The organism is Pseudoduganella sp. jia 12 (genome assembly GCF_055502675.1).
Genome location: NZ_JBUXKP010000022.1, coordinates 12,528 through 38,700 on the forward strand (window position 1 = coordinate 12,528; position 26,173 = coordinate 38,700).

The 26,173-nt window shown below is 67.6% G+C and carries 20 protein-coding genes; 7 read left to right on the forward strand and 13 right to left on the reverse strand.

Going from position 1 to position 26,173, the window contains the following annotated elements; translation table 11 throughout:
* Window positions 1–216: 216 nt before the first annotated feature.
* The 3 genes from ACY65G_RS29790 to ACY65G_RS29800 all read left to right on the forward strand — a co-directional run bounded on the left by ACY65G_RS29790 (window position 217) and on the right by ACY65G_RS29800 (window position 1,509).
* On the forward strand, window positions 217–426 hold the full coding sequence (locus ACY65G_RS29790; RefSeq protein ID WP_465000895.1) for a hypothetical protein: 210 nt from the start codon (window positions 217–219) through the stop codon (window positions 424–426).
* A 130-nt stretch (window positions 427–556) separates the two neighbouring features.
* Complete coding sequence (locus tag ACY65G_RS29795; RefSeq protein ID WP_465000896.1) at window positions 557–1,003, forward strand: GNAT family N-acetyltransferase; 447 nt, start codon at window positions 557–559, stop codon at window positions 1,001–1,003.
* Between the two features lie 200 nt (window positions 1,004–1,203).
* The gene (locus ACY65G_RS29800; protein ID WP_465000897.1) at window positions 1,204–1,509 is read left to right on the forward strand and encodes a hypothetical protein; all 306 of its coding nucleotides are present in this window, start codon (window positions 1,204–1,206) and stop codon (window positions 1,507–1,509) included.
* 145 nt (window positions 1,510–1,654) lie between these two features.
* Here the strand turns inward: ACY65G_RS29800 and ACY65G_RS29805 are convergent, their stop codons facing one another.
* The 9 genes from ACY65G_RS29805 to ACY65G_RS29845 form a co-directional block, all read right to left on the reverse strand.
* Window positions 1,655–1,978 (reverse strand): DUF6968 family protein, encoded by a 324-nt coding sequence (locus ACY65G_RS29805; protein ID WP_465000898.1) that lies wholly within the window; start codon window positions 1,976–1,978, stop codon window positions 1,655–1,657.
* Between the two features lie 176 nt (window positions 1,979–2,154).
* Entirely contained in the window at window positions 2,155–2,781 is a 627-nt protein-coding gene (locus tag ACY65G_RS29810; protein ID WP_465000899.1) for a DUF6624 domain-containing protein, read from the reverse strand.
* Window positions 2,782–3,047: 266 nt separating this feature from the next.
* On the reverse strand, window positions 3,048–4,169 hold the full coding sequence (locus ACY65G_RS29815; protein WP_465000900.1) for a PQQ-dependent sugar dehydrogenase: 1,122 nt from the start codon (window positions 4,167–4,169) through the stop codon (window positions 3,048–3,050).
* A gap of 288 nt (window positions 4,170–4,457) precedes the next feature.
* On the reverse strand, window positions 4,458–5,648 hold the full coding sequence (locus tag ACY65G_RS29820; RefSeq protein WP_465000901.1) for a sensor histidine kinase: 1,191 nt from the start codon (window positions 5,646–5,648) through the stop codon (window positions 4,458–4,460).
* Between the two features lie 78 nt (window positions 5,649–5,726).
* Window positions 5,727–6,749, reverse strand: a complete 1,023-nt coding sequence (locus ACY65G_RS29825) for a lipoprotein N-acyltransferase Lnb domain-containing protein (RefSeq protein WP_465000902.1) — start codon at window positions 6,747–6,749, stop codon at window positions 5,727–5,729.
* 2 nt (window positions 6,750–6,751) lie between these two features.
* Entirely contained in the window at window positions 6,752–7,519 is a 768-nt protein-coding gene (locus tag ACY65G_RS29830; RefSeq protein WP_465000903.1) for a hypothetical protein, read from the reverse strand.
* A 72-nt stretch (window positions 7,520–7,591) separates the two neighbouring features.
* Window positions 7,592–9,910, reverse strand: coding sequence for a hybrid sensor histidine kinase/response regulator (locus ACY65G_RS29835; RefSeq protein WP_465000904.1), 2,319 nt, complete (start codon window positions 9,908–9,910; stop codon window positions 7,592–7,594).
* Window positions 9,911–10,030: 120 nt separating this feature from the next.
* The gene (locus tag ACY65G_RS29840) at window positions 10,031–11,728 is read right to left on the reverse strand and encodes a diguanylate cyclase (protein ID WP_465000905.1); all 1,698 of its coding nucleotides are present in this window, start codon (window positions 11,726–11,728) and stop codon (window positions 10,031–10,033) included.
* 131 nt (window positions 11,729–11,859) lie between these two features.
* A complete protein-coding gene (locus ACY65G_RS29845; protein WP_465000906.1) occupies window positions 11,860–13,809 on the reverse strand; it encodes a methyl-accepting chemotaxis protein in 1,950 nt (649 codons plus the stop codon).
* Window positions 13,810–14,142: 333 nt separating this feature from the next.
* Between ACY65G_RS29845 and ACY65G_RS29850 the strand changes: the two genes are divergently transcribed.
* The 3 genes from ACY65G_RS29850 (at window position 14,143) to ACY65G_RS29860 (ending at window position 18,051) form a co-directional block, all read left to right on the forward strand.
* Window positions 14,143–15,660 carry an ATPase domain-containing protein gene (locus tag ACY65G_RS29850; RefSeq protein ID WP_465000907.1) on the forward strand — a complete coding sequence of 506 codons (1,518 nt, stop codon included), beginning with the start codon at window positions 14,143–14,145 and terminating at the stop codon, window positions 15,658–15,660.
* On the forward strand, window positions 15,647–17,368 hold the full coding sequence (locus ACY65G_RS29855) for an ATP-binding protein (protein WP_465000908.1): 1,722 nt from the start codon (window positions 15,647–15,649) through the stop codon (window positions 17,366–17,368). The genes ACY65G_RS29850 and ACY65G_RS29855 overlap by 14 nt, the downstream gene beginning before the upstream one ends.
* A 92-nt stretch (window positions 17,369–17,460) precedes the next feature.
* Window positions 17,461–18,051: a LysE family translocator gene (locus ACY65G_RS29860; RefSeq protein WP_465000909.1), complete on the forward strand. Its 591-nt coding sequence runs from the start codon at window positions 17,461–17,463 to the stop codon at window positions 18,049–18,051.
* Here ACY65G_RS29860 and ACY65G_RS29865 read toward each other — a convergent pair.
* From ACY65G_RS29865 to ACY65G_RS29875, 3 genes are all read right to left on the reverse strand, one after another.
* Complete coding sequence (locus tag ACY65G_RS29865; RefSeq protein ID WP_465000910.1) at window positions 18,048–18,842, reverse strand: AraC family transcriptional regulator; 795 nt, start codon at window positions 18,840–18,842, stop codon at window positions 18,048–18,050. The genes ACY65G_RS29860 and ACY65G_RS29865 overlap by 4 nt on opposite strands.
* A complete protein-coding gene (locus ACY65G_RS29870) occupies window positions 18,839–20,395 on the reverse strand; it encodes a methyltransferase regulatory domain-containing protein (protein ID WP_465000911.1) in 1,557 nt (518 codons plus the stop codon). The genes ACY65G_RS29865 and ACY65G_RS29870 overlap by 4 nt, the downstream gene beginning before the upstream one ends.
* A gap of 103 nt (window positions 20,396–20,498) precedes the next feature.
* The gene (locus tag ACY65G_RS29875) at window positions 20,499–20,717 is read right to left on the reverse strand and encodes a DMT family transporter (RefSeq protein WP_465000912.1); all 219 of its coding nucleotides are present in this window, start codon (window positions 20,715–20,717) and stop codon (window positions 20,499–20,501) included.
* A gap of 119 nt (window positions 20,718–20,836) precedes the next feature.
* Between ACY65G_RS29875 and ACY65G_RS29880 the strand changes: the two genes are divergently transcribed.
* The gene (locus ACY65G_RS29880; RefSeq protein ID WP_465000913.1) at window positions 20,837–21,745 is read left to right on the forward strand and encodes a LysR family transcriptional regulator; all 909 of its coding nucleotides are present in this window, start codon (window positions 20,837–20,839) and stop codon (window positions 21,743–21,745) included.
* Window positions 21,746–21,769: 24 nt separating this feature from the next.
* Here ACY65G_RS29880 and ACY65G_RS29885 read toward each other — a convergent pair whose 3' ends face one another.
* Window positions 21,770–26,161 (reverse strand): Lhr family helicase, encoded by a 4,392-nt coding sequence (locus ACY65G_RS29885; RefSeq protein WP_465000914.1) that lies wholly within the window; start codon window positions 26,159–26,161, stop codon window positions 21,770–21,772.
* Between the last annotated feature and the right edge of the window lie 12 nt (window positions 26,162–26,173).

Genomic DNA, 26,173 nt, shown 5'->3' on the forward strand with positions numbered 1-26,173 from the left:
TGACTTGCCTAGGCAAGATACCGAAGGATTCCGTGCCGGTAGGAAGTATTATTCTCTGCGATAGGGAAACGAAAGCACGGCTATCGAAGTCAATCTGACCGTCCGGTTTGGGGCGGAAGCTGCCGGCGACGGTAGGCTAGCCTGCTGGAATTGAACCGTATGTACGGCGCTGCCGGAAATAAGGGAATCATGATTGAACTTGCGTGGAGTTTTCTTATGGAAGTCATCCTGTATGGCATCGGCAGAGGTACGGTCGCCATCCTCTCGCTTGGACGCCTCCGCGCTGAACGCCTGAAGGATTTGTGTCCAGGCAAACAGGTCCACGGTTTCCCGGATACCCACATCGTTTCGATCGTGCTTTGCCAACTGATCGGGGCCGTCGTACTGGTGGCGTTCATCATGCTTTGCGCTATCGTCAGCAAATAACGCCACCCAAAAGTCAGCTTTGCGGTGGAGCCTGCCGTGAGCTGAACGGCAATACTCGGCCCGGACCGGACATTCCATCATCAAAGATGGCCTGTCGTTTCGATGATGGGCGGCCAACCAGAGGAAGTGCATGAACGTCACACTGGAATCGGTAACGATCAATAATTTCGAAGTTCTGATGGACATGGAACTGCCGCCAGAGCAGGCGCGGTTCGTTGCCAGCAATGCCTATTCGATCGCACAGGCGCATTACTATGCAGACTGGCGGCCGCGCGCGATTTACTGTAATGGCAGCCCGGCAGGCTTTGCCTTGTACGACGTGACCGGCAATGACGAGGCGGGACACTACGCAATTTACAGGCTCATGGTGGACTATCCTGTTCAAAACCAGGGGATAGGCCGCCGCGCAATGGAGTTGCTGCTGGCAGAGATCCAAGGCTTCGCGGATGCGCGCCGGATTACTATTTGCTACAAGCCGGACAATCTCACCGCTCGCGGATTCTATGCGTCGCTGGGTTTCGTGGAAACTGATATCGATGAGCTTGGAGAAATGGTGGCCGAGATCGTGCTGCAATAGCTGGCTCGGAAATCGATTCAGCAACGCCTACGGGCTGGTATTGACGTCTGCAATGGGCCGGTTGACACTGCCTTCGACTTGTTTCAAGCATATTTGTATTTGGTGGGGTATCCAAGTTTGCAAAGTGGACGAATTCCTGCATTCGATTTGCTTGCAGCAACCCTGCTCATGATTTCGCTTATCAGCCATTATGGAGCCCTATGGAGCACAGCTATCTCGCAATCTTGCTTGGCGCGTTGGTATTAGCCGGCGTGGCAAAACTGGTCCTGTCCGCCGGGAAATCCCAGATATTGACGATCGACTATGCCAGGATCACCGATCCTGGGCAATTGCACCGCTGGGCCGCGAGGTGGCTCTCCAGGGCCGCTGTTGCCACAACGTTGCTTGCTCTGGCCGCGTTTTTCGTACCGTCCTATGCTGAGCTGTTTCTGGCACTGTTCTGTATCCTGATGCTGGCCACGGGGGTGGCAATCATTCTGGGCGCACGAAAGTTCCGGAATGCCTGAGCAACTGGATGCAATACGGAGTTTCTGCTGCGCCCGGCATTGTCGAAGTCGAAGTGCCCGGGCCATCACGGTGGCGGCTGTCTGTTGTCCGGCAGCTGCGGCCTTATAGCTGACCTTGGTCGCGGTCGCAGTCCATGGTGGGAACCTATTGTGGGTGCAACTCGCGCCCCCATTGAGGTAGAAACTGGTTGATATCAGAACTCTCGCCATTCCACCAGGAGAAGTGCCATCCAGTCTTCGCCTTATGGTCGAGCTCGATCCACAGCAACTGCATTCCCATCTGCAGCGCGTCCCATTCGTCGACACCAAATGCAGTGCGTTCGTCCTCGAGAATACCGGGCAAGCTGAGCCGACATTCCCACCACTTGCCGTCTCGCTGCACAGGACGCATTACCCCGACTCTCGTGTGAAATGAAATGCCACCCGGTGGCCGTACTTCACATTCTCTGCTGACGATAGGAATGTTCATGATTTGCTCACTTTACTGTCGCAACTTGCCAGCCCTGCGGTCAACGTCGTGATATCCCTCTGTGAACAGCTGGACGGCCCATCCACCGCCGCTCCGGCCGTTTGCCAGCATGGCAGGTCGGCAAGGCGCGAAGATTCGAAATGTCACAGCCGGCAGCTTCCACCCCATTGCGGGCATCAGCTCTTCTTTTCACTCATCTTGCCTGGACAATCAGGCGGAATAACCCGTCTGCGTCCCTCGGCCTCGTATTCCTCGAGGCTTTGCAGGCCGATAGCCAACCGGCGACGGTTGACCAGTTCGCGGTTATCGACTGGTTCAAGTTCTAAATGACAACGATCCGGCTGTGAAAACTGCGTCCCATACTCTTGTGGACGGCCTTCGTTGGCGGCGATACGGTCGGCAAGGTAGGCAAGATCGCGCGGTGCTGCAATGCCGGCCTTGACCGAAGCTTCCAGCAACCCTTTCGCGAGGCGTTGGAAAGCAATGTCGCTGTCCGCATGCTGGGCCAGCAACCAGGCACTATGACTATCGTTCCTTGTTTTCGGCCAGCCGCATTCTGCAACGATTGCCTTGAACTGCTTTAAATTTTCGCTATCGATAGTGCGCCAGCGCTGTTGCAGGGTGTCTTTTTCGGCGGCGGTCGCTTTTGGATTCTGCTCAAGCAAGTTCGACTCTTGCCTGATTTGTTGATCCGCGCTGGCCAGCTCGTTCAAATGCGCACCGATCTTTTGACAGTCGATTCCGTTTGCTGCTGCCTGCAGGGCAAAAACAAATAAACCACAAGCAAGCGACCGTTTTTTCACTGCAATCCTTTCAAGATTCCTGGCCTGGTGTCCGCCCAGGTCCTGGATTCAACCGGTCGACACAACAGGTTGCCTGAATCGTTCCTTTGGGTAGCGATCCGGCGATTGCGGTCTGCAGACCGGTCTCCTTCCCAATGGCCCGGCACATCGGTATCTCCGGGATTTGTCCCCATCCTTGGCGGAATGCGGCAACGCCGCGCCGGCTGTACTTGGGCTCTCCGAACTGCCAGATCGTGGTGTGGCGGCGCCACACAGTACCTGCTGGTCTATTTCTTCGGTGTCAGCATCAGCAGTCTGCCGCGCGAACCGTCTTCCAGCAGCCATAGCGCGCCATCCGGCCCGGTGCGCACGGCGCGGATGCGTTCGCCCATGTCCCAGTGGTCCGCCTTGGCCGCGTTCTCGCCGTCGAGGGCGATGCGGTCCAGCGACTGGCCCGAGAGACCGGTGATGAAGAGGGAATTTTTCCACTTCGGGAACAAGTCCGCATCGTAGTAGGCAAGGCCGCCTGGTGAAATGGCCGGATTCCAGGACACTTTCGGGGCCTCGAAGCCGTCGCCAGGCGCGTGATCGGGGATGTCCCGGCCGTCATAGTGGCTGCCATTCGATGCCTTCGGCCAGCCATAGTTGAGGCTTGGCTTGATCAGGTTGATCTCGTCGCCATGGCGCGGCCCCATCTCCATTTCCCACAGGCGCCCCTGCCGGTCGAAGGCGATGCCCAGCAGGTTGCGGTGGCCATACGACCAGACGGCTGCATGGAAGCCCTTGGCCGCGAGCGGGTTGCCGGCGGCCGGCGTGCCGTCGAGGTTCAAGCGCAGCACTTTGCCGAGCGTCGACCTGGGGTCCTGCGCCGGATCGAACAGCTGGCGGTCGCCGCTGGTGAAGAAGAGATACTTGCCATCCGGCGAGAAGCCGATACGGCCCGAATAGTGCCCGCCAGTCGAAGCTTCCTGGCCGCGGAAAATGGCCTTTGTATCCTTGAGGGCGGCGCTCGCCTGATCCAGCGTCGCGGTGGCCAGCACGACCCGGCTGCCGGCACCCGTACCCGCCTCGGAGTAGCTGAAGTAGAGCAGCTTGCTGGCCGCAAAATCGGGAGCCGGCACGACGTCCATGAGCGCGCCCTGGCCCTTGCTGCTGACGGCGGGTGTGCCGGACACTGTCCGCCTGGTGCCGGTTGCGGGATCGAACAGGATCATCGTCCCCTCCTTTTGTGTCACCAGCACATTGCCGTCGGGCAGGAATGCCATGGCCCATGGGTTCTTGAATGTGCCGACCGGCTTGACCTGGAAAGGCAGCGCGCTGGTTGCGGCGTTCGCGGCCGCCGGGGCGGCGGCGAACGCGAGCAGGGTGAGCGAGAAGGTGGTGGCAATGCCGAGCTTGCTCAAATTCATGTTGTCCAGATCTCCATTCGCGATTGATGTCAGTTGTTGGGCCGAAAGGCATGCCGATGCGCGCCGGTTCGGCATGCCGGCGCCTCCGGCACGGTGGCGTCGACGGCACCGAACATTCGGATTGGCGGCGCGCCGATTATGTACTATGCGACCGGTACTTCACGACCGTGCGCGCACCCCGTCGCCCACGCACCGCGAAATATGCGCCGGCGCCGGGGGGCCACAGGGTGGTGGGAAGTGTAGAGCAAATCTTCCATTGCGGACGCTGCGCTGGTCGCGGCCGGCTCATCATCCCGGCGAACGGTCGGCCGCAAGCCGGGCAAGGCTTTTCGGCAGCGCCACATCCTCATCCGGCACGGCAGTCTCCAGCGTCACGACGAACTCGCTGCCCATGCCCGGCCCATCGCTGTGCGCCGTGACCTGGCCGCCATGCAACGTGACGATATTGCGCACCAGCGCGAGACCGATGCCCAGGCCGCCCTGGGCGCGGTCCGGCGAACGCTCGGCCTGCGTGAAGAGGTCGAACACGTGCGGCAGCAGCCGGCTGTCCAGGCCGATGCCGTTGTCGCGCACGCTGAGGGTAAGCGCCGTCGCGCCGCGGTCGACCGCCAGCGTGATGCGCCCGCCGCGCGGCGTGTATTTCGCCGCATTGTTGAGCAGGTTGACCACCACCTGCACGAGGCGGTTCGGGTCGCCGGCGATGCACGCGCCCGCGGCATCGCCTTCGATGGCGAATGCATGGTCGCGCGCCACGATGAGCGGGCGCGCCTGCTCCACGGCATTGGCGACGACCTTCGCCACGTCCACCGGCACCCGTTCGAGCCGGATCAGGCCGCGGGTCACGCGCGACACGTCGAGCAGGTCGTCGACGAGCGATGTCATGTGCCGCACCTGCCGGCCGATCACGTCGCTGGCCCGGCGCACGGCTTCCGCGCCCGCAAAGCCGCTCCTGAGCAGGTCCGCGGCCGCCGAAATCGGTGCCAGGGGATTGCGCAGCTCATGGGCCAGCATGGCCAGGAATTCGTCCTTGCGTCCTTCGGCCTCCACGCGCTCGGTAATATCCTCGTGCATCAGCATCACTTCGAGGATATTGCCGTCGCCGTCCTTGATCGGATGCGCGCGGGCGGTCACCCAGCGCGCCGGGCCAGCGCCGCCCAGCGCCGCCACGTCGTATTGGATGGCCGGGATGGTGACCGATTCGCCGGCGAACGCGCGCTGCAGCACGGCGGCGATGCCGCCCGCCACGAGCTGCGGGTCTTCCAGCACGTTGTAGGCGGCGCTCAATACGTGGGCCTTGAGCGCCGAGCCTTCATGGATCTGCCACAGGGTTTCCCACGCCTGGTTGACGTGCAGCGTGCGCCCGCCCGGCGCCAGGATCTGGATGCTGACCGGTGCCTGCTCGAACAGCGCGCGGAATCGCATCTCGGGGCTCGCGCTGGAGATCGCGCCGGAAGACGGGAACGTGGGGTCGGGTGACATGGCTCGGGCCTTGCAGAACAGTAGCCGGGCATGATGTCACAACTTTATGATTCTTTCTAGAAAATAAATGTTCCTGACTCACTGCTGCGGCACGCCGGGAAGGCCGGCACGAATGGCCTGCGAGAAGTCGCTGCCATTCAGGTCCGCCTGCCGCGCACGCGCGTTGATATGGCCCCGCGCCTGCAGCACCGCGTAGGGGTATCCAGGCGCCAGCGCATCCTGGTCATACGCATATTCGGCGAAATGGCCGGACGCCAGCAGCCGGTAGTCCAGCGGCAGCCCGGGCGCGATCTGCCGCGCCAGGTCGAACACCACGGTGGTGCAGTTGCTGGTCAGCGTGTTGTAGAACGCCGGTGTCCGGCGCAGCCTGGCCGCGTGCTCCAGGTAGCCGAGGAAGACGGCGCGCAATTGCGCAGGCGTCGCTTGCAGCCGGTAGAGATAGACCTGTTCGCCGCGGACATTGCTGCGGGTGCGGATGATGTCGCGCTCGTCCGCCGCGACCAGCACTTCCTCGAACTGGCGGAAAAAGCCCCCCAGCGCGGAGAACGCCTCCTGCCGCTCCTTGCGGATCTCGACCGAGAACACGAGCTTGCGGCCATCGGCAAAGCCGAACGACACCAGCGTGTGGGCAATGTGCGGCCCCATCCAGTATGACAGTACCAGGTCGGCCGACTGCAGCGCGGCGAGGTCGTAGTGCCGGGTTTCCCAGCGCGCCGTGTAGCGCGTTTCGGTGCGCCAGTCGAAATTGCGCACGTTGCGCAGCGTGACCCGGTCGCCGTCGACATCCGCCTCCAGCAGGCGGGCGACGTCGTCGGCCCACTGCCGGTCGTGCGACGGCCGGATCGACTGCCACCAGGCGGCCATCGCAACGGCCAGCAGGGTGCAGGCGGCGATGCTTCGCCAGTCGCGCGCGCGCCACAACGCCAGCAATACGGCGGTGCAGAGCAGCAGCCATGCGGCCGCGGCGGCATACGCCGCCATGCCCGGCAACTGGAACCACAGCGCCAGGGAACCCCAGGCAACGGCCGGCACGAGCACAAGGCCAAGGACAAATGCGAGCGCAAGCCTGCCCGGGCCTTTGCCGGACGATACGGCGCCCATGCTCACGGCCGCCGGGTCCGCGCGGCCACGGTGTAGCGATCGAGGAAATCGCGGAACCGGCGGCCGGCGAACGCGTCCGCCGCCGCGCGGTCGAAGCGGGCAATGTCCGCCTTGTCCGCCTTTGCCGAATACAGCATGTAGAAAGGGCGGGGCGGCATCGGCAGGCGCACGATGCGGATCGGGATGCCTGCCGCGCGGGCAAGATAGCGCGGCGAGTACTCGTTCTCGAAATAGGCCGCGTCGATCTCGCCGGCCTGGAGCCGGTGCAGGTTCTCGACCTGCCAGTCGGGCGTAATCGTGCGCCGCCACCGGGCGCCGGACTTGAGCAGGCCGGGCGACATCGCCGGCCCGGCGATCCAGCCGATGTCCATTCCGGCCAGCTGGTCCAGCGATTCAACGCTGCGCAGGGGCGAATCGCCGCGCACCGCCAGCTGCGGGCGGGTCAGCAGGTAAGTCCATGTCGCCGCCGTGGCCCCCGCCTGGCGCGCGCCCTCGCCGCTGGACAGCAGCACCACGTCGAGCGTTCCGTCGCGCAGGGCTTGTACGGTTTGCGGCAACGACATCGGCGGCATCCAGCGAATGGCCACGCCGGCCGGCACGACTTCCTGTTCCAGGAAATCGCGCAAGGCCCCCCGCAGCGGCTTGTCCGCTTCGCCGACGATCAGGGGCGCCACGATGAAGCCGCCGGCGCGCAGCGGCGCTCCGATCGCGCAGGCACAGGCGCTGGCCAGGAACAGGGTCGACAGGAGGGCGGCAGGCGCACGGAACATTACTGCATTGTAGCCTTGGAGCGGCGCCGCTGGCCGCACAGCCAAGCCATCGTGGACAGGCACGCTAGCCGGCTAACCCGGGGCGCTCGCCGCACGGTCGCCCGCCGCGATCGCCGTCGACGCGGCGGCCAGCGCGCCGAGCAGCTCTTCCGGCGCCACTGGCTTGACGAAATGGCGGTCGAAGCCGGCCGCAGCCGCTTGGGCCTTGTCCTCGGCGCGGCCATATCCGCTCAGCGCGAACAGCACGACGCGCCGCGGCCCGGCGACGGCGCGGATCTCGCGGGCCAGCGTGTAGCCATCCATTGCCGGCAGGCCGATGTCGAGGATGCAGGCATCCGGCAGGCGCTCCCGCACTGCCGCCAGCGCCGACTCCGCGTCGTACAGGGCTTCGCAATGGTGTCCGGCCCCGCGCAGCAGGATCGCCAGCGTGTCGGCGGCGTCGCGGTTGTCGTCCACCAGCAGCAACGCCAGCGCTTTGCGCGGCGTTGCCGCCGGCGCGACGGTGGCGGGGATGTCATGCAGGGCAACGGTGGGCAGCGTGACCGTGAAGCGGGCACCCCGCCCGGGGCCGTCGCTGGCGGCCTGCACCGATCCGCCGTGCAGTGCGACCAGGCCGGACACGATGGCCAGCCCGATGCCCAGGCCGCCCTGGGAACGGTCGGCACCGCGCTCGCCCTGTGTGAACAGACCGAATACGTGCGGCAGCAATTCGGCGGCGATGCCGCACCCGTCGTCGCTGACGTCCAGCACGGCATGGCCACCGGTGTCGTGCAGCGTCACGCCGATCCGGCCGCCGGGCGCGGTGAACCGGATCGCATTGCTGAGCAGGTTGGCCACCACCTGGGTCAGGCGCGCGCGGTCGCCATCGACCCCCAGCGGCGTGGCCGGCAGGGCCGCTTCCAGGTGGTGACGCTTTGCATCGACCAGGGGCTGCACCTGTTCGAGCGCGTCGCGCACGGCATCGCGCAGGTCGAAAGGGTGGGACACCAGTTCGATCTTGCCGCGGCTGATCCGCGCCGCGTCGAGCAGGTCGTCCACCAGGTGCGACAGGTGCGAAGCTTGCCGCGCCACGATGGCGGCGGCCATCGCCACCTGCGCCGGCTGCGCGATGCCGCGCTGCAGCAGCGTGGCCGCAGCGACGATCGGCGCGAGCGGGTTGCGCAACTCGTGTGCCAGCATCGCCAGGAATTCATCCTTGCGCCGCTCGGCCGCGCGCAGGCCCTGTTCGGCCACCTCCCGGGCAGTTACGTCGATCGTCACGCCGCGCAGCTGGCGCACGCCGCCATCCTGCCCCACGATGCAGCGGCCGCGCAGGTCGAGCCACATCGGCGTGCCGTCGTCCGCGCGCCGGGCACGCACGATCATCTGGTATTCGCCGCGCAGGGCGATGGCCGCCGCGCGCGCTTCGAGCATGCGGGGAAGGTCGTCGGGATGGACAAGGTGCCATGGCCGGCGCAGTGTTTCCAGCGACGCGCCGAACAGGACGATGGCGCTGTCCGAGAACAGCACCTCGTCGCGCACCAGGTCGAATTCCCACACCGCCATGCGGGCGGCCATCAGGCCGTCCTTCAGCCGTTCCTCGTTCAGCAGCAGGGCTTCGCGGGCGCGCCGCGCTTCGCTGACGTCCACGCCGGACAGGAACACGCCCGTTGGCGAACCGTCGCCGGCGATCGGCTGGAGCGCGAAGTCGATGTAGCGCAGCCGGTCTGCCAGGCTGTCGCCATTGCCCACGTGGACGGGTGTTTCGCGCGCGGCATACGGCGTGCCGTCGCGAAGCGCCGCATCGAGCTGGGCCACCAGGTGGGCGGACGCCAGTTCCGGCACGGCGCTGGCGAAGGGTGTGCCGACCAGGCCGGTTCGGCCGACGAGTTCGTCGAAATCGGTATTGGTCAGTTCGACCAGGTGGCCCGGCCCGCGCAGGATCACGACGAACCCCGGCGCCTGCAGCAACAGCCGGTACAGGTGGTCGCGCTGCGCTTCGCTCTGCGCCACGCGCTCGTCGGCGAGCGCCTGTTCGGCGCGCAGCGCGCGCCCCGCGTAGATGCGGCCCAGCCCGCCCAGGTAGATCGACAACAGTCCCAGCAGCGCATAGGCGCCGATGGCGGCCGGTTCGCTGCCTTCCCAGCGGGGTAGCGCGCCATGGGGATCAAGCATCCACAGGCCGGTGACAAGCCCGGTCAGGAACACGAGCAGCGCGGGTCCGTGGCCGAACGCGGCCGCCGCGAACACAAGGAAGGGACTGAAGACGAGAAACGGCGCGCGCCCGCCATCGAACTGCCACTGGAGCACCTGCAACGCCGCCGCCAGCACGGCCAGCGTGGCGGCGCCACCCCAGCGGGCACGGGTGCCGAGCGAGGCCATCCTGCGAACAACGCGCGCATCTCTGAACATGAATGTCCCTGGTCGGTGCCGGCCCGGATTTCCCGGCCTTGTCGAGGCAGAGTTTAACAATGCATGCGACGGGCTCGCGCACGCCACGGGGCGGCCATCATTGCGCTATCTATCCGGACTTCATCCCGGCTGCATGGAAACGCCCGCCGACGTGGCAACGCAGACCCGGTCGCGCCCGCCGTGCTTGGCGGCATACATTGCCGCGTCGGCGGCCTGCATCAACGCTTCGGGGCTGTCGCCGTGGGCCGGATACCCGGCCACGCCGAACGATGCGGACGCGGTCAAGACCTCCTTGCCGACATTCAGGTTCAGGGACCGGATCTCCTGCCGGATCCGTTCGGCGCGGGATTGGGCGATCTCCAGCGAGCAATCCGGCAGCAGCAGGACGAGCTCCTCGCCGCCGTAACGGCAGGCCACGTCGCTGCCGCGGATCGATTGCAGCAGCACGCGTCCCACGTGGCGCAGCAGCAGGTCGCCGGCCTCGTGGCCGAACGTGTCGTTGACGCGCTTGAAGTGGTCGAGGTCCAGCATGATCACGGCCAGCGGCGCGTTACGGCGCGTGGCGCGCGCCAGTTCCCGCTTCAGGGTCTCGTCCAGGTAGCGGCGGTTGTAGAGCTGGGTCAGCGGATCGATCACGGACTGGTGGCGCAGCGAGGCGCGCAGCTGCACATTGGACAGCGCCAGCGCCACCTGTTCGCCCAGTTGCAGGATCCACGTGCGTTCGGCGGCGCTGTCGTCCTGGCCGAGCGCCATCCCCTCGGCGGTGATGAAGCCGATGACGTTCCCCTGCGTGACCAGCGGCAGGCAGATGCGCGGCAGCCGCGAATCGGCCTGCGACACGTGGCGGCAGGAGAGCGTGCCTTCGCCGCCGAGCGTGAAATGCTGGGCACCCTTGCGCAGCGCCCAGCAGTCGAGCGGCTCGACGACGTCCGGATCGCTGGCGCCGCCCCAGGTCGCCTTGCGTTCCAGCACGTCGCGGGAATGGCGGTACAGGTACATCGAGCCGGACAGCGCCGGCAGCAGCTGGCCGAAGTACAGCGCCACGATCTGCGCGCCTTCGTCGAGCGTTTCGGCCAGTTCCAGCGCATGCAGCATTTCGCCGCCGCTCTGCAGCTGCACGTTGCGGCGTTCGGCCATGTCGGCGGTAAGCCGCAGCTGGCGCGACACTTCATTCGCAAGCTGCTCGGCCTTGCGGCGCTGCGACAGCGCGTTGCTGCCGACCAGGCCCATGACGACCAGCAGCAGGATATCGACGACCGTGGCCACGCTCGACACGTTGGCGCCCAGCCGGGAGCGGGCGGCAAGCTGTTCGCGCAGTGTCGCGCGGTAACGGGTGTAGGCGGCTTCCTGGGCGCCGATGAGCGTTCGCAACCGGTCCATGTACTGCTTGCCGTGGCCCGTATCGACGAGCGCCCCGGCCGCGTCGGCACCCTGCGCCGAGCGCACGCGCACCACATCGCGCATATAGGCGACCTTGGCTTCGGAAAGGCGGGCGATTTCTGCCAGCGCCTTCTGCTCGGCGGCCGGGATCGTGTCCGAGGCCAGTGCCTGCTTCGAGGCAGGCAAGGCCCGCAAGGCTTCGTAGTACGGTTCGAGGAATTCCTGGCGGCCCGTGATGACGTAGCCCCGCTCCGCCGCCTCGGCGTCGCTCAGGTAGTTGAGCAACACGCCGTATTCGCGCTCGCGCGTGGTGGTGGTATCCAGTTCTTCCATCACCCTGGTCACGCTGACGGCGAGGAAGTGCGGCACCAGTGCGATCGCGGACATGACGACGATGATGCAGGCAGTCGCTATCTTGAGTTTGGTTTCGACGCGCATGTGGGGTAGGTGGCTCTTTCCGTGGCGAAAGGGCTCACTGTAGCAAAAAGGCCGGCACAGGGGCGACACAGTGGCAGTACAGGGGCGGCACTCCCCCGGCGCCGGCCGGCGACCGCCTGGCGTTCCAGTCCTCAGGCGCCGATCCTGAATTCCCCCACCAGCGCGACCAGTGTGGCCGCCTGCTGTTCCAGGCTTTCGGCCGCGGCGGCCGCTTCTTCGACGAGCGCGGCGTTCTGCTGCGTTACGCCATCCATCTGCACGATGGCCTGGTTGATCTGGCCGATGCCGCCGCTCTGCTCGGCGCCCGCCGCGGCGATCTCGGCGATGATGCTGGCCACCTGGCGCACGCTGGCAACCACGCTGTCCATGGTGGCACCGGCATCCTTCACCAGCGCGCTGCCGCGTTCCACCTGGGCGGCGGAATCGCCGATCAGGGCCTTGATTTCCTTTGCCGCACTGGCGCTGCGCTGCGCCAGCGTGCGCACTTCGCTGGCCACGACCGCGAAGCCGCGGCCCTGTTCGCCGGCCCGCGCCGCTTCCACGGCCGCGTTCAGGGCCAGGATATTGGTCTGGAAGGCAATGCTGTCGATCACGGTGATGATGTCCACCACCTTGCTGGACGACGCATCGATCGCCGCCATCGTATCGACCACCTGGGTCACCACGGCACCGCCGCGCAGCGCCACTTCCGACGCGTTGGCGGCCAGCTGGCGTGCCTGCGCCGCGTTGTCCGAATTCTGGCGCACGCTGCCGGTCAGTTCCTCCATCGAGGCGGCCGTTTCCTCGAGCGCGCTGGCCTGCTGCTCGGTGCGGGCCGACAGGTCCGCATTGCCCTGCCGGATCTCGGCGCTGGCGGTGGCCACGCTCGTGGAACTGTCGCGCACCCGCGCCAGCACGTGCTCGATCTTGGCGACAAAGCCGTTGAAGCCCGTGGCGATCACGGCCAGTTCGTCGCTGCCCCGCACGGCGAGCCGCGCGGACAGGTCGGCATTGCCGCTTGCCAGCTGCGTCATGGTGCGGGCCAGCGCGCGCAACGGTCGCGTCATGCGGCGCAGTACCGTCACCATGGCGATCGCGGCGACCAGCGCGCACAGGGCCGAGGCCGCCAGCGTGTACATCAGCTGCTCGCGCGCCGGGGCCGTAGCCACCCGCTCCGGGAACGATAACCGCACGGCCCACGGTGCGATATCGTCGTGCAGGCGCACGGGTTGCAGCAGGTGCACGATGCCATCGGCATCGTATTCGAAAGGCTTGCCGGCGCGGATGGCTTCCAGCGCCGCGGCCGGCATGTCGGTGGCCTGCTTGCCATTACGCTCGAGCACCGGATGGCTGGCGTACAGGCCGCCATTCGAGACCAGGGCCAGTTCCGCGCCCTCGATCGTCTTCATCTCCGCCAGGATACCCGTCAATTTCGTCAGCATGAAATCGCCGGTGACCACGCCGCGCACGCCGTCCTTGGTGACGATCGGCGCCACCAGCGAGGCGATCAGCACGTCCTTGCCGTTCACGGGATAGGCATACGGTTCCGAGAAATAGCGCTTGCCGGTTTTCTTCGGCACGTCGTACCAGTCATTGCCGCCCGGGGTGGTGGTGAACTCGATCGGCACCACGTTCACGCCGCCACCTTCCGCACGGGTGAAATAGGGCATGTGGCGTCCGGTGGCATCGAAGCGGGGCTTCTGGCCGGCGAACTCGGCGTCCCTGCCGTCCAGCGCATCCGGTTCCATCGTGGCGGACGTGCCCACCAGGTCTTCCGTCCCCAGCAGCACGGCTTTCGTGAAGCTGTCCACCTGGTCACGGTTCGGCGCGTGGCCGTTGGCCAGTGTATTGCCCAGGCCAGTGGCCAGCGTCGCCACGGCGGTCAGGTTGCTGCCCAGGCGCCCCTGCATCGCCGCGGCGGCTTCGGCCGCGGTGGTGTGCGCCAGGCGCATCGCCGCTTCGTGCGCCGTGTCGCGGCCGCGAATACCGGTGACCGTGGCGGTAATCGCCAGGCTGACGATGACGAGCGCGGATGCCGCAAGGGTGATGCGGCCATTCAGCGAGAGGGCGCGGCGGGACGGTTTGATGGTTGCAAGGGTCATTGAACGGCTCCGAAGACGGATAGTTTATATCCAGGCGGCAATAGTAGCGCCACCTCGCAGAGACATGCCGGCCCGGCCGGGATTTGGCATGCATTTCGGCAGGTGCTGCGTCGCCCGTGCAACAGAACGGCGGTTTTACGTTAATTCGGATACAACGTGTTGTCAGCTGTGCAGTACGGCGATTATTGCCCGACAGCACGGTCCCGCCATCTACGCGGGCGCTACCATATAATCAGCGTGTAATCAGCTTGCAACCCGCATTGCAATCAGCCTGACATTTGGCCTCAGCCTTATCGGGCCGGCACGGTGCCGGCGCCCCATTCGACATCGATTATGGACACAGAAACACAGTCGCGGCGCGCGCGCCGCAAGCCGGCTCGCCGGATTTCCACCGGCATTCCCGGTCTGGACGACATCCTCGGCGGGGGGCTGACCGCCGAGCGGGTCTACCTCGTCGAAGGCTCGCCCGGATCGGGCAAGACGACGCTGGGCCTGCAATTCCTGCTGGACGGCACGGCGCGCGGGGAGCGCGGCCTGTACATCACCCTGTCCGAGACAACGGACGAACTCGATGCGGTCGCCGAAAGCCACGGCTGGACGATCGACGATATCGACATCTTCGAACTGGCCGACGAGACCGTGCTCGATCCGGGCGCGCAGCAGTCCGTGCTGCACGCTTCCGAGGTGGAACTGGGCGAGACCACCAGGGGAGTGCTGGAGCGCGTGGACCTGGTGAGGCCGGTGCGCGTCGTGTTCGACAGCCTGTCCGAATTGCGCCTGCTGGCACAGAACCCGCTGCGCTACCGGCGCCAGATCCTCGCCCTCAAGCAGTTTTTCTCCGTGCGCGCGTGCACCGTGCTGCTGCTGGATGACAAGACCAGCCAGTCGGACCAGCACCTGCACAGCATCTCGCACGGCGTGATCAGCCTCGAGCAGATCGCCCAGGAATTCGGCAAGGAGCGCCGGCGCGTCAACATCATCAAGATGCGCGGCATGAAGTTCCGCGGCGGCTATCACGACTATGTGCTGGACACGGGCGGCATCCGCATGTTCCCCAGGCTGGTGGCCGCCGAGTACACGGCGACGTTCCAGGCCGCGGTCCAGTCCACCGGCAGCACGGATCTCGACGCGCTGCTGGGCGGCGGCCTGGCCAGCGGGACCAACACGCTGATCGTCGGCCCGTCCGGCGTCGGCAAGACCACCGTGACGGTGCGCTGCATGCTCGCGGCGCTGGAACGGGGCGAGAAAGCCGCGTTCTACCTGTTCGACGAGGGCTTGGGCACGTTCATGGCCCGCAACACCGCCCTCGGCATGGATCTCGCTGAACATGTCGCGGCCGGCCGGCTGACGATCCGCCATGTCGATTCCGCGGAGCTGGCGCCTGGCGAGTTTGCGCAGATGCTGCGCGACGCCGTGGAGATCGATGCCGTGTCCTTCATCGTCATCGACAGCCTGAATGCCTACATGCAGGCGATGCCTGGCGAAAAGTTCCTGACGCTGCAGATGCACGAGCTGCTGGCCTACCTGAACCAGAAAGGCGTGACGACGGCACTGGTGCTGGGCGAGCACGGCCTCATCGGCCAGGTGCAGCGCGACGTCGACCTCAGCTACCTCAGCGATTCGACCGTGCTGCTGCGGTTTTTCGAGGCGTCCGGCGAGCTGCGGCGCGCGATCACCGTCATCAAGAACCGCACGGCGGACCATGCGCTGACGATCCACGAACTGCTGCTCGACAGCAGCGGCATCCGCATCGGCGCGCCGCTGGTGGGGTTCGATGGTGTGCTGACAGGGCTGCCGAACTACCGCGGCAGCACGGCCATGATGGCGCTGGGCGACGATGCGTCGCCCTGACGAGAGCGAAGAACGCGTCCTCGTGCTGGCCCCGCGCGGGCGTGACGCCGACGTGATCGCGGGCGTGCTCGACCGCCACGGCGTGCCGTGTGCCGCAGTGCCCGACTTCGATGCGCTGGCCAACGGCGTCATGGCAGGCGCGGCGGCGGCGCTTCTCGCCGACGAGGCGCTGCACGGTGCGGACCTGGCGCCGCTGCTGGCATGGCTGGCGGCGCAGGAACCCTGGTCGGATTTCCCCATCGTCGTGCTGCTGTCCCGGCGCCTTGGTCCGCCGGACCCCGCGTCGGCCGCCCGCTTCGAGGCATTGGGCAATGTGATCCTGCTGGAGCGGCCGCTGAGTGCCGAAACGCTAGGCAGCGCCATGGCATCCGCGCTGCGCGCCCGGCGCAGGCAATACCAGGCCCGCGCCGTGCTGGCCGATCGCGCGGCCATGTCCGCCGAACTGGCGGCGCTCAATACCACCCTCGAGGCACGCGTGGCCGAGCGCACGCGGGCGCTGGCGCATGCGAACGACCGGCTCACGGCCGAAACCATCGAACGCGAGAACGCCCAGCGCGCCATGCTGCAATACCAGAAGATGGAGTCGCTGGGACGGCTGACCGGCGGTGTCGCGCACGACTTCAACAACCTGCTCAATGTGGTGCAGGGCAGCATGGAGCTCATTCTCGCCACGAGCACGGATGCGCACGTGCGGCGTCGGGCCGAGACGGCAAAGGCGGCCTGCGAGCGGGGCGCCAAGCTGACGGCGCAATTGCTGTCGTTCGCGCGCAACCAGTCCCTGCACCTGCGGCCCCTGTCCGTCGGGCCGCTGTTCGAGGCCGTGGTCGAGATGGCGCGGCCACTGCTGGGCGGTGCGTACGAACTCGTCACACGCGTGGACGCCCAGGTCGTCGGCGTGCTGGCCGATGCCAGCCAGATGGACATGGCACTGCTGAACCTGATCATCAATGCGCGCGACGCCATGCCCGGCGGCGGACGCATCGTGCTGCACGCATCGTTGCCGCGCCCGCCGGCCGGGATGTTGGGGGACACTGCCGATGACGGGTATGTCCGCATCGCCGTTTCCGACAATGGCCCCGGCATGAGTGCCGACCTGGTGGCGCGCGTGTTCGAGCCGTTCTTCACGACCAAGGAGGTGGGCAAGGGTACCGGGCTGGGCCTGAGCCAGGTGTACGGCATGGCCCGCCAATCCGGCGGGGTCGCCCGCATCGACAGCACGCCGGGCCAGGGGACTACCGTCGAGATCTGGCTGCCGGCAAGTGGTGCCGAGGAAGCCCGTGACGCCGAGGTTGCCGACGAAGCGCCTGCGCTGGCGGGACTGAAGGTGCTGATCGTCGAGGACGACCCCTTCGTGCGTGCCGGCATGGCGGACGCGTTGCTCGAACTTGGCTGCGACGTGACCCATGTGGCCGACGGCCCGGCGGGGCTCGCCGCACTGGCGCAACGGCGCCCCGACATACTGCTCACCGACTACATGATGCCGGGCATGACGGGCGCCGAAGTGGCGCAGCGTGCGCGCGAGCGGTTTGCCGGCCTGCCCATCGTGGTCGCCACGGGATACGCCGACATGGATGCCATCCGCGCGGCGATCGGCGACGTGGACATCTTGCGCAAGCCGTTCCCGATCGCTGCCCTGGGCGCGGCCGTGCGGGAGGCCATGCGGCGCGCATTACGCGAGCCGGCCGTCGGTGGCGAGCGTGCGGGGTAATTTCCCGACCCGGCAGCGCAGGGTCATTTCGTTCAATACAGTACAAAGCCCGCCCCGTATCGTGGCGCTTCCGTTCAACAGGAGGAAGCGACATGACACTTTATTTTTCGATGGCCGCGTTCGCGCTGGCGTCGTCGATCTCGCCCGGCCCCGTCAACATCGTCGCGCTGGGTGCCGGGGCCCGGCATGGCCTGGCGGCCAGCATGCGCCATGTCAGCGGCGCAACGCTCGGCTTCACCGTGCTGCTGGTGGCCACCGGCCTGGGGCTGTATGAAGCGCTGCTGCGCTGGCCCCAGCTGATCGGCATCGTGCGCTGGGCGGGCATCGCCTTCCTGCTGTACCTGGCCTGGAAGCTGGCGGCGGACGATGGCAAGCTGCCGATGGATGCCGGCGGTGCACGCGGCCCTTCGCTGCTGTCGGGCGCGGCGATGCAGTGGCTGAACCCGAAAGCGTGGCTGGCCGCCGTGTCCGGCATGGGCGCTTTCGCCGCCGACGGCGATACGGCCGTGGTGTGGGAATTCGCGGCCATCTACTTTGTGGTCTGCTGGCTGTCGATCTTTTGCTGGGCATGGGCGGGAGCCCGGCTGCGCGGCTATCTGTCGCAACCTGCCCGCGTGCGCCTGCTGAACCGGGCGATGGCGCTCCTGCTGGCCGCCAGCGCGGCCTGGCTGCTGATCGGCTAACCGGCCTTGCGGTACTGTCCGGGCGTGGCGGCCACGTGCCGCTTGAAGGCGCGCTGCAGGTGCGCCTGGTCGGCGAAACCGGCCGCCAGCGCCACGTCGGCGATGGGCCGGCCGCGCCGCAGCTGCTCGCGGCAGTACTGGATGCGGCAATCGACCAGCCAGGCATGCGGCGTCATGCCATAGCGCGCCTTGAACGCGCGGATCAGGTACGACGGCGACAGCCCCGTCGCCACGCACAGGTCGTCCAGCGTGGGCGTGCCCGCGCGGTGCTCGCGCAGGTAGTCGGCGGCGCGCTGCACCAGGTGCCCGGGCTGTTTCGCGGCCGGTGCCGGCTGCAGCGCGTCGTGCATGAAGGTGAAGAAATCGAGCGCCGCACCGTGCTTTTCGAGCACATCGGCGGCCGGGTCCACGCAGCTCGCATGGAGGGCTGCGAGGCGCGCGAACAGCCCCGGGTCATCGCTGGCGACCGGCGTATACGGCTGGAATGCTCCCCGTTCGCCTTGCACATCGGCCAGCCAGCGGCTGTCGACATGGAACATGCGGTACGACCATGGCTGGTCGTCCAGCGGATTGCATGCGTGGACGTCGCCGGGATTCATCAGCACCACCGCGCCGGCCCGCACGCGCTCGCGCGCGCGGCCGTTCAGGTAGAGGCTCTCGCCACCCGTGACGGCGCCGATCGAAAACGTCTCGTGCGAGTGCTTTGCATAGCAGATGCCGCGGCCATCGGCGATGGCGCGGGCTTCGAGGAAGGGCAGGGCGTCGTCGCGCCAGAACGTGGGCGTGCTCATGGTGCCGGTTCCGTGCCTTGCGGGACCACCGCCAATGCCCGCAGCACGGGCAGCCGCCGTTGCAGGAACGCCGTGGCCATCCGCTCGAGCAGGGCCGCCGGCGCATCCGGCGTGCTGGCCGCATCGCCCTGGCCGGCCGGCAGGTCCCATGCGCCGCCATGGGCCATCGCGAACGCCACCAGCTCGCCCGACTGGCGGTAGCCACGCGCCAGCGCCAGCAGGAACAGCTGGTGCAGGCGCGGCACCGGGATGCCGCCGCCGGTGACGGGCGACGCCAGGTACTGGACGTCGCCGCCATGTTCCGCCAGCGCGACGAGATGGTCGTTCAACCGCCAGCAGGCGGGCCGCGCCTTGTCGGCGACGGTGTCATCCTGGGCAAGCTGCACCTGCTGGGTACCGGCCAGCAGGAATACCGCCTGCTGCGCCTGCAAGGCCGTCAGACCCGCCGCCGCGCAGGCGGTTTCCAGTTCGCCGATGGTGCGCGGCCGGTGGTCGGCCAGCGCGTCGACGACGGGGCGGTGCATCGCCTCGTTCAGGCCCACCTCGATCTGCCCAGCCTTGACGGAATACACCACGTCGGCGGGCGACATCACCAGCACGACGCGCTGCTGGCGCAGCAGGCGGGCCCGTTCCAGCGGCGCGAGCCGGCGCGCGCCGCGCACCCAGTAATCGCGCCGGAACTGCTGGTTGATCATGAAGTCGAAGGCCATCTGCTTCAGCGCCGGGTCGGCGACCTCCTTCAGGAACGCCGCCTGCTCGGGCGTGACGATCGCACTGTCGATGTGCTCGATATAGGTGGCCGGGCACGCGAAATCGACCTTGGCCGGCGCCAGCCATTCGGCCAGCGCCGGGAACGACATCGGCTGCCAGTCGCGGTTGAAGTACTCGTGCGCGAGGTACGCCGTGCGCTCGGCCTTGAGCAGCTCCATGCGCGCGGGCACGTTCGGGTTGGCCTGCACGAAGCCCGGATTCGTGGCCAGCAAGCGGCTTGCGAAGTCGACGGCCTGGCCGATGCGCTGGCCAGGGTCGGCGCTGGGCACGGTCATCGATGCGTGGTGGCGTGTCATCAGCTCGCGCACCGGCGACAGGGCGGCCCACCCGGGCTGCGTGTTGTAGCTCACGTACAGCACGCCGCCCACCTTCAGCTTGCGCCGCACGAAGTCCACCAGCACGCGCCGGTTCTCGTCCGACACCCAGCTCCACACGCCATGCATGCCGATGAAATCGAAATCGGGCAGGTCGGTGCGTGCGCAGAATTGCGCGAACGACGCGTCGGACAGGTGCACGTCGGCGCCCGACGCCGCCGCCAGGTCGTGGGCAAAGCCCGCCTGCACGGGGTTGAAGTCGGTGCCATGCCATTGTGTGCCGGATGCCGCCGCGTGCACGTTCACGCTGACGCCCTGGCCGAACCCCAGCTCGCACGAGCATGCGATTTCCGGAAACACGATGCCGGCATGCAGGAAGGCGAGACGGACCCGCAGCGGGTTCAGTTCCGCGTACACCCCATAGGTGTAGCCGATGTCGGACACATAGCCGGCGGACCAGTCGGACATGCGCTCTCCTGTCGTTGACGATCCCGCCAGTGTAAGCCACCCGGAAGGGCCGCGTCATTACCGTTGTAAATCGGTCACCGCTGCAACTCGGTTACCGCTGCAATCAGTCACCGCTGCGCTCCGCGCCCGGCACGCGCAGGAGCAGCGTCACGGCGAATGCGATGATGATGCCGACGGCCAGCCAGATAAGCGCGCCCGATAGCGGGTGACCGGGTTCCAGGCCGGTGGCGGCTTCGCTCGCGGCCTGGAACGGCAGCGCGGCGCCGGCCAGCAGGGCGACACCGGTGGGAATGATGGCCAGCAGGGCGGTCTTGGTAAGCATGGGGTACACGAAGCCTTGTGGAGGATGACGGTACATGATCGCCCATCCGCGATATCGATGGAAATCGTTCATATGCACGTGTACTATTCGTGGAATGAATGAACGCAAGGACAACCACCGTGGATGAACTTCGGCGCATCGACCTCAACCTGCTGCTGACCCTGCACGCGCTGCTCGCCGAAAAGCACGTGACCCGTGCCGCGCTGCGCCTGCACAAGAGCCAGCCGGCGGTCAGCCACGCGCTGGCGCAGTTGCGCGCCCATTTCGACGATCCGCTGCTGGTGCGCCGCGAAGGGCACATGGCGCTGACGCCGCGGGCCCTCGCGCTCGTCGAGCCGCTGGCCGAAGCGCTGGCCACGCTGAACGGCCTGCTGGCCGAACAGCAGTTCGATCCGGCCGCCGCGCAGCGCCGCTTCCGGCTCACGCTGTCCGATTATTCGGCTCGCATCATCCTGCCGCCGCTGGTGCGCTACGTGCGCCGGCACGCGCCCGGCATCGACCTGGCGATCAGCCAGGCCAGCCGCGATGCGATGCTGGCCCAGCTCGTCGATGGCGAGGTCGACGTGGCACTCGGCATCTTCCCCGACCGGCCCGAGATGATCCACGTGCAGGACCTGTTTCCCGAGGAATTCGTCAGCCTGGCGGACAAGGCCACGCTGCCGGCCAAGGGCGGCTTGACGCTGGAAGAGTTCCTGGCACGCCCGCACGTCAAACTGGCGCTGCGCCCCGATTCCTACGACGAGATCGAGACGGCGCTCGGCAAACTGGGCCTGCAACGCCACATCGCCGTGGCGCTGCCGCACTGGAGCGCCGCCGTGGAACTGATCGCCGGCACCGACCTGATCCTCACCGCCGCCAGCCGCACCACCGGGGCGATGGCCGCCCACAAGGCGCTGCGACGGTTCAAGCCGCCGTTCGAGCTGCCCAGCTTTTCGTACCAGCAGGCGTGGCATGCGCGGCGCGACGACGATCCGGGGCACCGGTGGCTGCGGGATGCGATCTATGCGAGCAGCCAGCCGGGCGGGTGATGCTGCCGGACAGCGCCGGTCGAACTACCTGACGCTGCCCACCAGCCGCGCATGCAGCAACTCCCGCTCGGCCGGCTCCGGCGCCTGCAAATAAGCGAACTTGCCGCCAACGAGCGTGGCCACCGGCGCGCCGTCGCGGAACAGCACGCGGTTGCCGGCCAGCGCGGGCACCTTGTCGCCGGGGAGCAGGATGCCGCCAAGGTTCAGCGGGTCGACGCCGGACACCAGCACGAGGGCGCCATCGTGGGGCCGGCGGCGCATTTCGCGCAGCAGCGGGATCGCTTCGGGCAGCGCGAACTGTTCGCCGGACAGGCCGGCGACGAAACGGCCGCCGCGGATCTCGCCGCGCGCTTCGAGCCGGTGGTAGACGGGCAGCAGCTCGCGCCATGCGGGCAGCCACGCCGCCTCCCGTTCCAGCAGGTGCCAGAACATCACGCCGTAGCGGCGCAGCAGCGTCATCGCGATGTGTTCCAGCGTGGCCGGCTCCGTGCGCGGCCTGCGTCCCGGCGCGGGCCGCGCATCGGATTTAACGTCGGCCTCGGCTTCGGCGGCGCCACCCCGTTCGACGATCGTCACGCCGTCGGCGCGGCGCACCAGGGCCCAGCGGCCCGCTTCTTCCATCGTCGGGCCGGCACCGCGGCGGCGTTTGCGGTCCATCGTGTTGCGCTTGTTGGCCGGCACCAGCATCGCGCGCAGGCCGGCATAGCTGTCGGCGTTGACGAGGCCCGTCGCCACCAGTTCGCCCAGCGCTTCTTCCAGCTCGGCACCCAGCAGCCGCGCGTCGTGCGCCAGCTCGTCGTAGAACATGGCGCCATGGGCGCGCAGCGCGTCGAGCACGCGCATGGCGCGCGACGAGACCTGCACCTCGCTGGCGACGGCCGGCAACGCATGCCACAGCGCGAGCTGGCGCCGCGGCAGCAGCACGAGCGGCGTGCCGCGCACCGGGCCGCCGCTGGCGCTGGAGGGCGCGCCGACGCGCGTCCACACGATGCGGCCGGCACGGCACAGTTCATCGAGCCACAGCAACGAATAATCCTTCACGCGCGTGGCGAGCAGGTCGCTTTCCCACGCGCCGGCGGCGGCCTCGTAGCCTTCGAGCTGGGCCAGCGCCTGGGGCAGGGCGTCGCTGCCCTGCAGGCGCGTGTCGTCGCTCACATGCTGCCACTCGAACAGGAAGCGCATGAAATCCTGCCGCTCCACCGGTTCGATCTCGCGCCGCAGGCTTTTGATCGTGTAGCGGTGGATGCGCGCCAGCAGGTGCCGCTCGCACCATTCCTCGTCCGTCGCGCCCGGCGTGAAGCGGCCCCGCATCACGTACCCTTCGCTCTCCAGTTGCGCCAGCGCGATCGTGACCGTGCTTTCCGGCAGGGCCAGCGACGAGGCGACGGCGGCAACGGACTGCGGCCCGAAGCCGGACAGCCGCGCGCGCAGCAGTTCGACCAGCGCGGCATCGCGCGTCCATGCTTCGTTGCCGTCCAGGGACAGGCGCTCGGGAATCGACAGCGGCGGCGTGGCCACGGCATCCGGATAAGCCGCCTGCACGCAGGCCAGCCGCTCCAGCGCCACCCAAACGTCCAGGTCCCCGCCCTGAAGCCGCGTGGCCCGGCCGCCCTTGGCCAGCGCCGCCAGCCAGTCATGCCAGTTCTCGTTGGCAGCCGCCTCGTCGCGCGTGATGCAGGCCAGCGCCACCAGCGCCTCGTGCATCTCGTCGGCATTGCGCACGCGCGGCCATGCTTCGGCCGCCACGGCCTCGATGGCGCCGGCATCGAGCGCGCCGAGATCGTCGGTGGACGACGGATCGGTCCAGCGGCGGTTCAGCACCGCCTGCGTGCGCCGTTCTTCCAGCGGCGCGTCGTCGAGGAAGGCGTAGGGGCGGGCGTTGAGGATTTCCATCGCCAGCGGCGACGGCGCGGGCAGGTCGCGCGACAGCAGCCGCACGTCCCCGGCTTCGATGCGGCGCAGCAGCGCCAGCCAGCCCTCGCTGTCCATCGCCTCGTGCAGGCAGTCGTCCAGCGTCTGGTCCACCAGCGGATGGCTGGGCAGCTCGCGTTCGCCGACGATGTTTTCCAGGCACGCGGCGCCATCCGGGAACACGGCGGCCAGCATGTCGTCGCTTTTCATGCGCATCAGTTGTGGCGCCACCTTGCGCCCGCCGGCGAAGCGGGGCAGGGCCAGTGCCGTCGTCGCATTCCAGCGCCAGCGCACATTGAACAGCGGGGCATCGAGCAGCGCCTGCACCAGGATGTGCTCCGCGGTCGTCGAACGCAGGTAGCGCCACACGTCGTCCAGCGGAAAACTGTGGCTTTCCGATAAGGAGAGCACGATGGCATCCTCGGTGGCCGCCGCCTGCAGCTCGAAATTGAACGTGCGGCAGAAGCGCTTGCGCAGCGCCAGGCCCCAGGCGCGGTTGATGCGGCTGCCGTACGGCGAATGCAGCACCAGTTGCATGCCGCCCGATTCGTCGAAGAAGCGTTCCATGACAAGCGTGTCGCGCGTGGGTAGCGCCGACAATGCGGCGCGGGCGCGGGCCAGGTAGTCGACGATCTGGCGCGCCGCATCGTCGTTCAGCCCCAGGTGTTCGAACAGCCAGTCGATGGCATGCTCGATCCCGGCGTCGCCGCCTTCCTTTTCGCCCAGCAGCCGGTCGATCTCGCCGCGCAACCGCGCCACGCCCAGCGACAGCTCGTCGCTGCGGCCCGGCGCCTCGCCCAGCCAGAACGGGATGTTCGGGGCCGCGCCGCGCGCATCCTCCACGCGCACCTTGCCCGCTTCCACGCGCACGATGCGGTACGACGTGTTCCCGAGCTGGAACACGTCGCCGGCCAGGCTTTCGACGGCGAAGTCCTCGTGCACGGTGCCCACATTCTGCCCGCCCGGTTCCAGCAGCACCGTGAAGTCGGCATTGTCGGGAATCGCGCCGCCGGAGGTGACGGCCGTCAGCCGCCCGCCGCGCCGGCCGCGCACCGTGCCGCTGACGGCATCGCGGTGCAGGTAGGCCCCGCGCACGCCCTGGCGGCTGTTGAAGCCTTCCGTCAGCATCCGGAGGACGGCCTCGAACCGGTCGCGTTCCAGCGCCGCGTACGGCATCGCGCCGCGCACCAGGTCGAACAGCGCGTCCTCGTGCCATTCGCGGCCGCCCACTTCGGCCACGATCTGCTGGGCCAGCACGTCCAGCGGCGCGACCGGAATATGCAGCGTATCGAGTTCGTCGCGCCGCACGCAGTCGAGCAGCGCCGTGCATTCGACGAGGTCATCGCGCGACGTGGGGAACAGCCGGCCTTTCGGCAGTCCGCCCACGTGGTGGCCGGACCTTCCCACACGCTGCAGGAACGCGGCGATGCTGCGCGGCGAACCGATCTGGCATACCAGGTCGACGTCGCCGATGTCGATCCCCAGCTCCAGCGACGCGGTCGCAATGAGCATGCGCAGCTCGCCCCGTTTCAGCCGCTGCTCGGCAACGAGCCGGAATTCCTTGGCCAGGCTGCCGTGGTGGGCCGCCACGTGTTCCGGGCCGAGGCGGTCGGCCAGGTGCCGCGCCATCCGCTCGGCCATGCGCCGCGTGTTGACGAACACCAGCGTGGTCTTGTGCAGGGCCGTCAGTTCCGCTAGGCGGTCGTACACGCGTTCCCAGACTTCGTTCGGCATCACCGCCTCCAGCGGCACGGGCGGCAGTTCCAGGCCCAGGTCGCGCGCCCGCACGTGCCCCACGTCGACGATGGCGCAGTCGCGGCCGGCGCCGGCCAGGAATTGCGCCACGACCGATATCGGTTTCTGGGTCGCGGACAGCCCCACCCGCACGGGGGCCGCATTGGTCCGCTCGGCGCACAGGGCCGCCAGCCGCTCCAGGCTCAGCGACAGGTGGCTGCCCCGCTTGCTGCCGGCCACGGCGTGGATCTCGTCGACGATCACCGTGCGCACGGTGGCCAGCATGGCCCGGCCGCTGTCGGAACCGAGCAGCACGTACAGCGATTCGGGTGTCGTCACGAGGATGTGGGGCGGGCGCTTGCGCGCGGCAGTGCGTTCGGCCTGCGGGGTATCGCCCGTGCGCACAGCGCTGCGGATGCCGTGCGGCGGCAAGCCCAGCGCCGCCAGTTCGCGGTCGATGCCTTCCAGGGGCGCGAGCAGGTTGACGCGGATATCGTTCGACAGGGCTTTCAGTGGCGAGATGTACAGCACCCGCGTTTCATCGGGCAGGGGCTGCACCGCGCTTTCGCGCACGAGCGCGTCGATGGCGGCCAGGAACGCCGTCAGCGTCTTGCCGGAACCGGTCGGCGCGGCCACCAGCGTGGCCTTGCCGGCCTGGATCAGCGGCCAGGCGCGGCGCTGGGCCTCCGTGGCGCCTTTGGCGAAGGTTGCGCTGAACCAGGCGGCAACCGCCGGGTGGAACGCGTGTTTCGTGCGGGACCGGGTCGCCATTGCCGCAACGGC

Coding starts and splice junctions, on each gene's coding strand:
- ACY65G_RS29790 (WP_465000895.1), top strand. CDS start 217: ATGGAAGTCATCCTGTATGGCATCGGCAGAGGTACGGTCGCCATCCTC.
- ACY65G_RS29795 (WP_465000896.1), top strand. CDS start 557: ATGAACGTCACACTGGAATCGGTAACGATCAATAATTTCGAAGTTCTG.
- ACY65G_RS29800 (WP_465000897.1), top strand. CDS start 1,204: ATGGAGCACAGCTATCTCGCAATCTTGCTTGGCGCGTTGGTATTAGCC.
- ACY65G_RS29805 (WP_465000898.1), bottom strand. CDS start 1,978: ATGAACATTCCTATCGTCAGCAGAGAATGTGAAGTACGGCCACCGGGT.
- ACY65G_RS29815 (WP_465000900.1), bottom strand. CDS start 4,169: ATGAATTTGAGCAAGCTCGGCATTGCCACCACCTTCTCGCTCACCCTG.
- ACY65G_RS29820 (WP_465000901.1), bottom strand. CDS start 5,648: ATGTCACCCGACCCCACGTTCCCGTCTTCCGGCGCGATCTCCAGCGCG.
- ACY65G_RS29825 (WP_465000902.1), bottom strand. CDS start 6,749: ATGGGCGCCGTATCGTCCGGCAAAGGCCCGGGCAGGCTTGCGCTCGCA.
- ACY65G_RS29830 (WP_465000903.1), bottom strand. CDS start 7,519: ATGTTCCGTGCGCCTGCCGCCCTCCTGTCGACCCTGTTCCTGGCCAGC.
- ACY65G_RS29835 (WP_465000904.1), bottom strand. CDS start 9,910: ATGTTCAGAGATGCGCGCGTTGTTCGCAGGATGGCCTCGCTCGGCACC.
- ACY65G_RS29840 (WP_465000905.1), bottom strand. CDS start 11,728: ATGCGCGTCGAAACCAAACTCAAGATAGCGACTGCCTGCATCATCGTC.
- ACY65G_RS29845 (WP_465000906.1), bottom strand. CDS start 13,809: ATGACCCTTGCAACCATCAAACCGTCCCGCCGCGCCCTCTCGCTGAAT.
- ACY65G_RS29850 (WP_465000907.1), top strand. CDS start 14,143: ATGGACACAGAAACACAGTCGCGGCGCGCGCGCCGCAAGCCGGCTCGC.
- ACY65G_RS29855 (WP_465000908.1), top strand. CDS start 15,647: ATGCGTCGCCCTGACGAGAGCGAAGAACGCGTCCTCGTGCTGGCCCCG.
- ACY65G_RS29860 (WP_465000909.1), top strand. CDS start 17,461: ATGACACTTTATTTTTCGATGGCCGCGTTCGCGCTGGCGTCGTCGATC.
- ACY65G_RS29865 (WP_465000910.1), bottom strand. CDS start 18,842: ATGAGCACGCCCACGTTCTGGCGCGACGACGCCCTGCCCTTCCTCGAA.
- ACY65G_RS29870 (WP_465000911.1), bottom strand. CDS start 20,395: ATGTCCGACTGGTCCGCCGGCTATGTGTCCGACATCGGCTACACCTAT.
- ACY65G_RS29875 (WP_465000912.1), bottom strand. CDS start 20,717: ATGCTTACCAAGACCGCCCTGCTGGCCATCATTCCCACCGGTGTCGCC.
- ACY65G_RS29885 (WP_465000914.1), bottom strand. CDS start 26,161: ATGGCGACCCGGTCCCGCACGAAACACGCGTTCCACCCGGCGGTTGCC.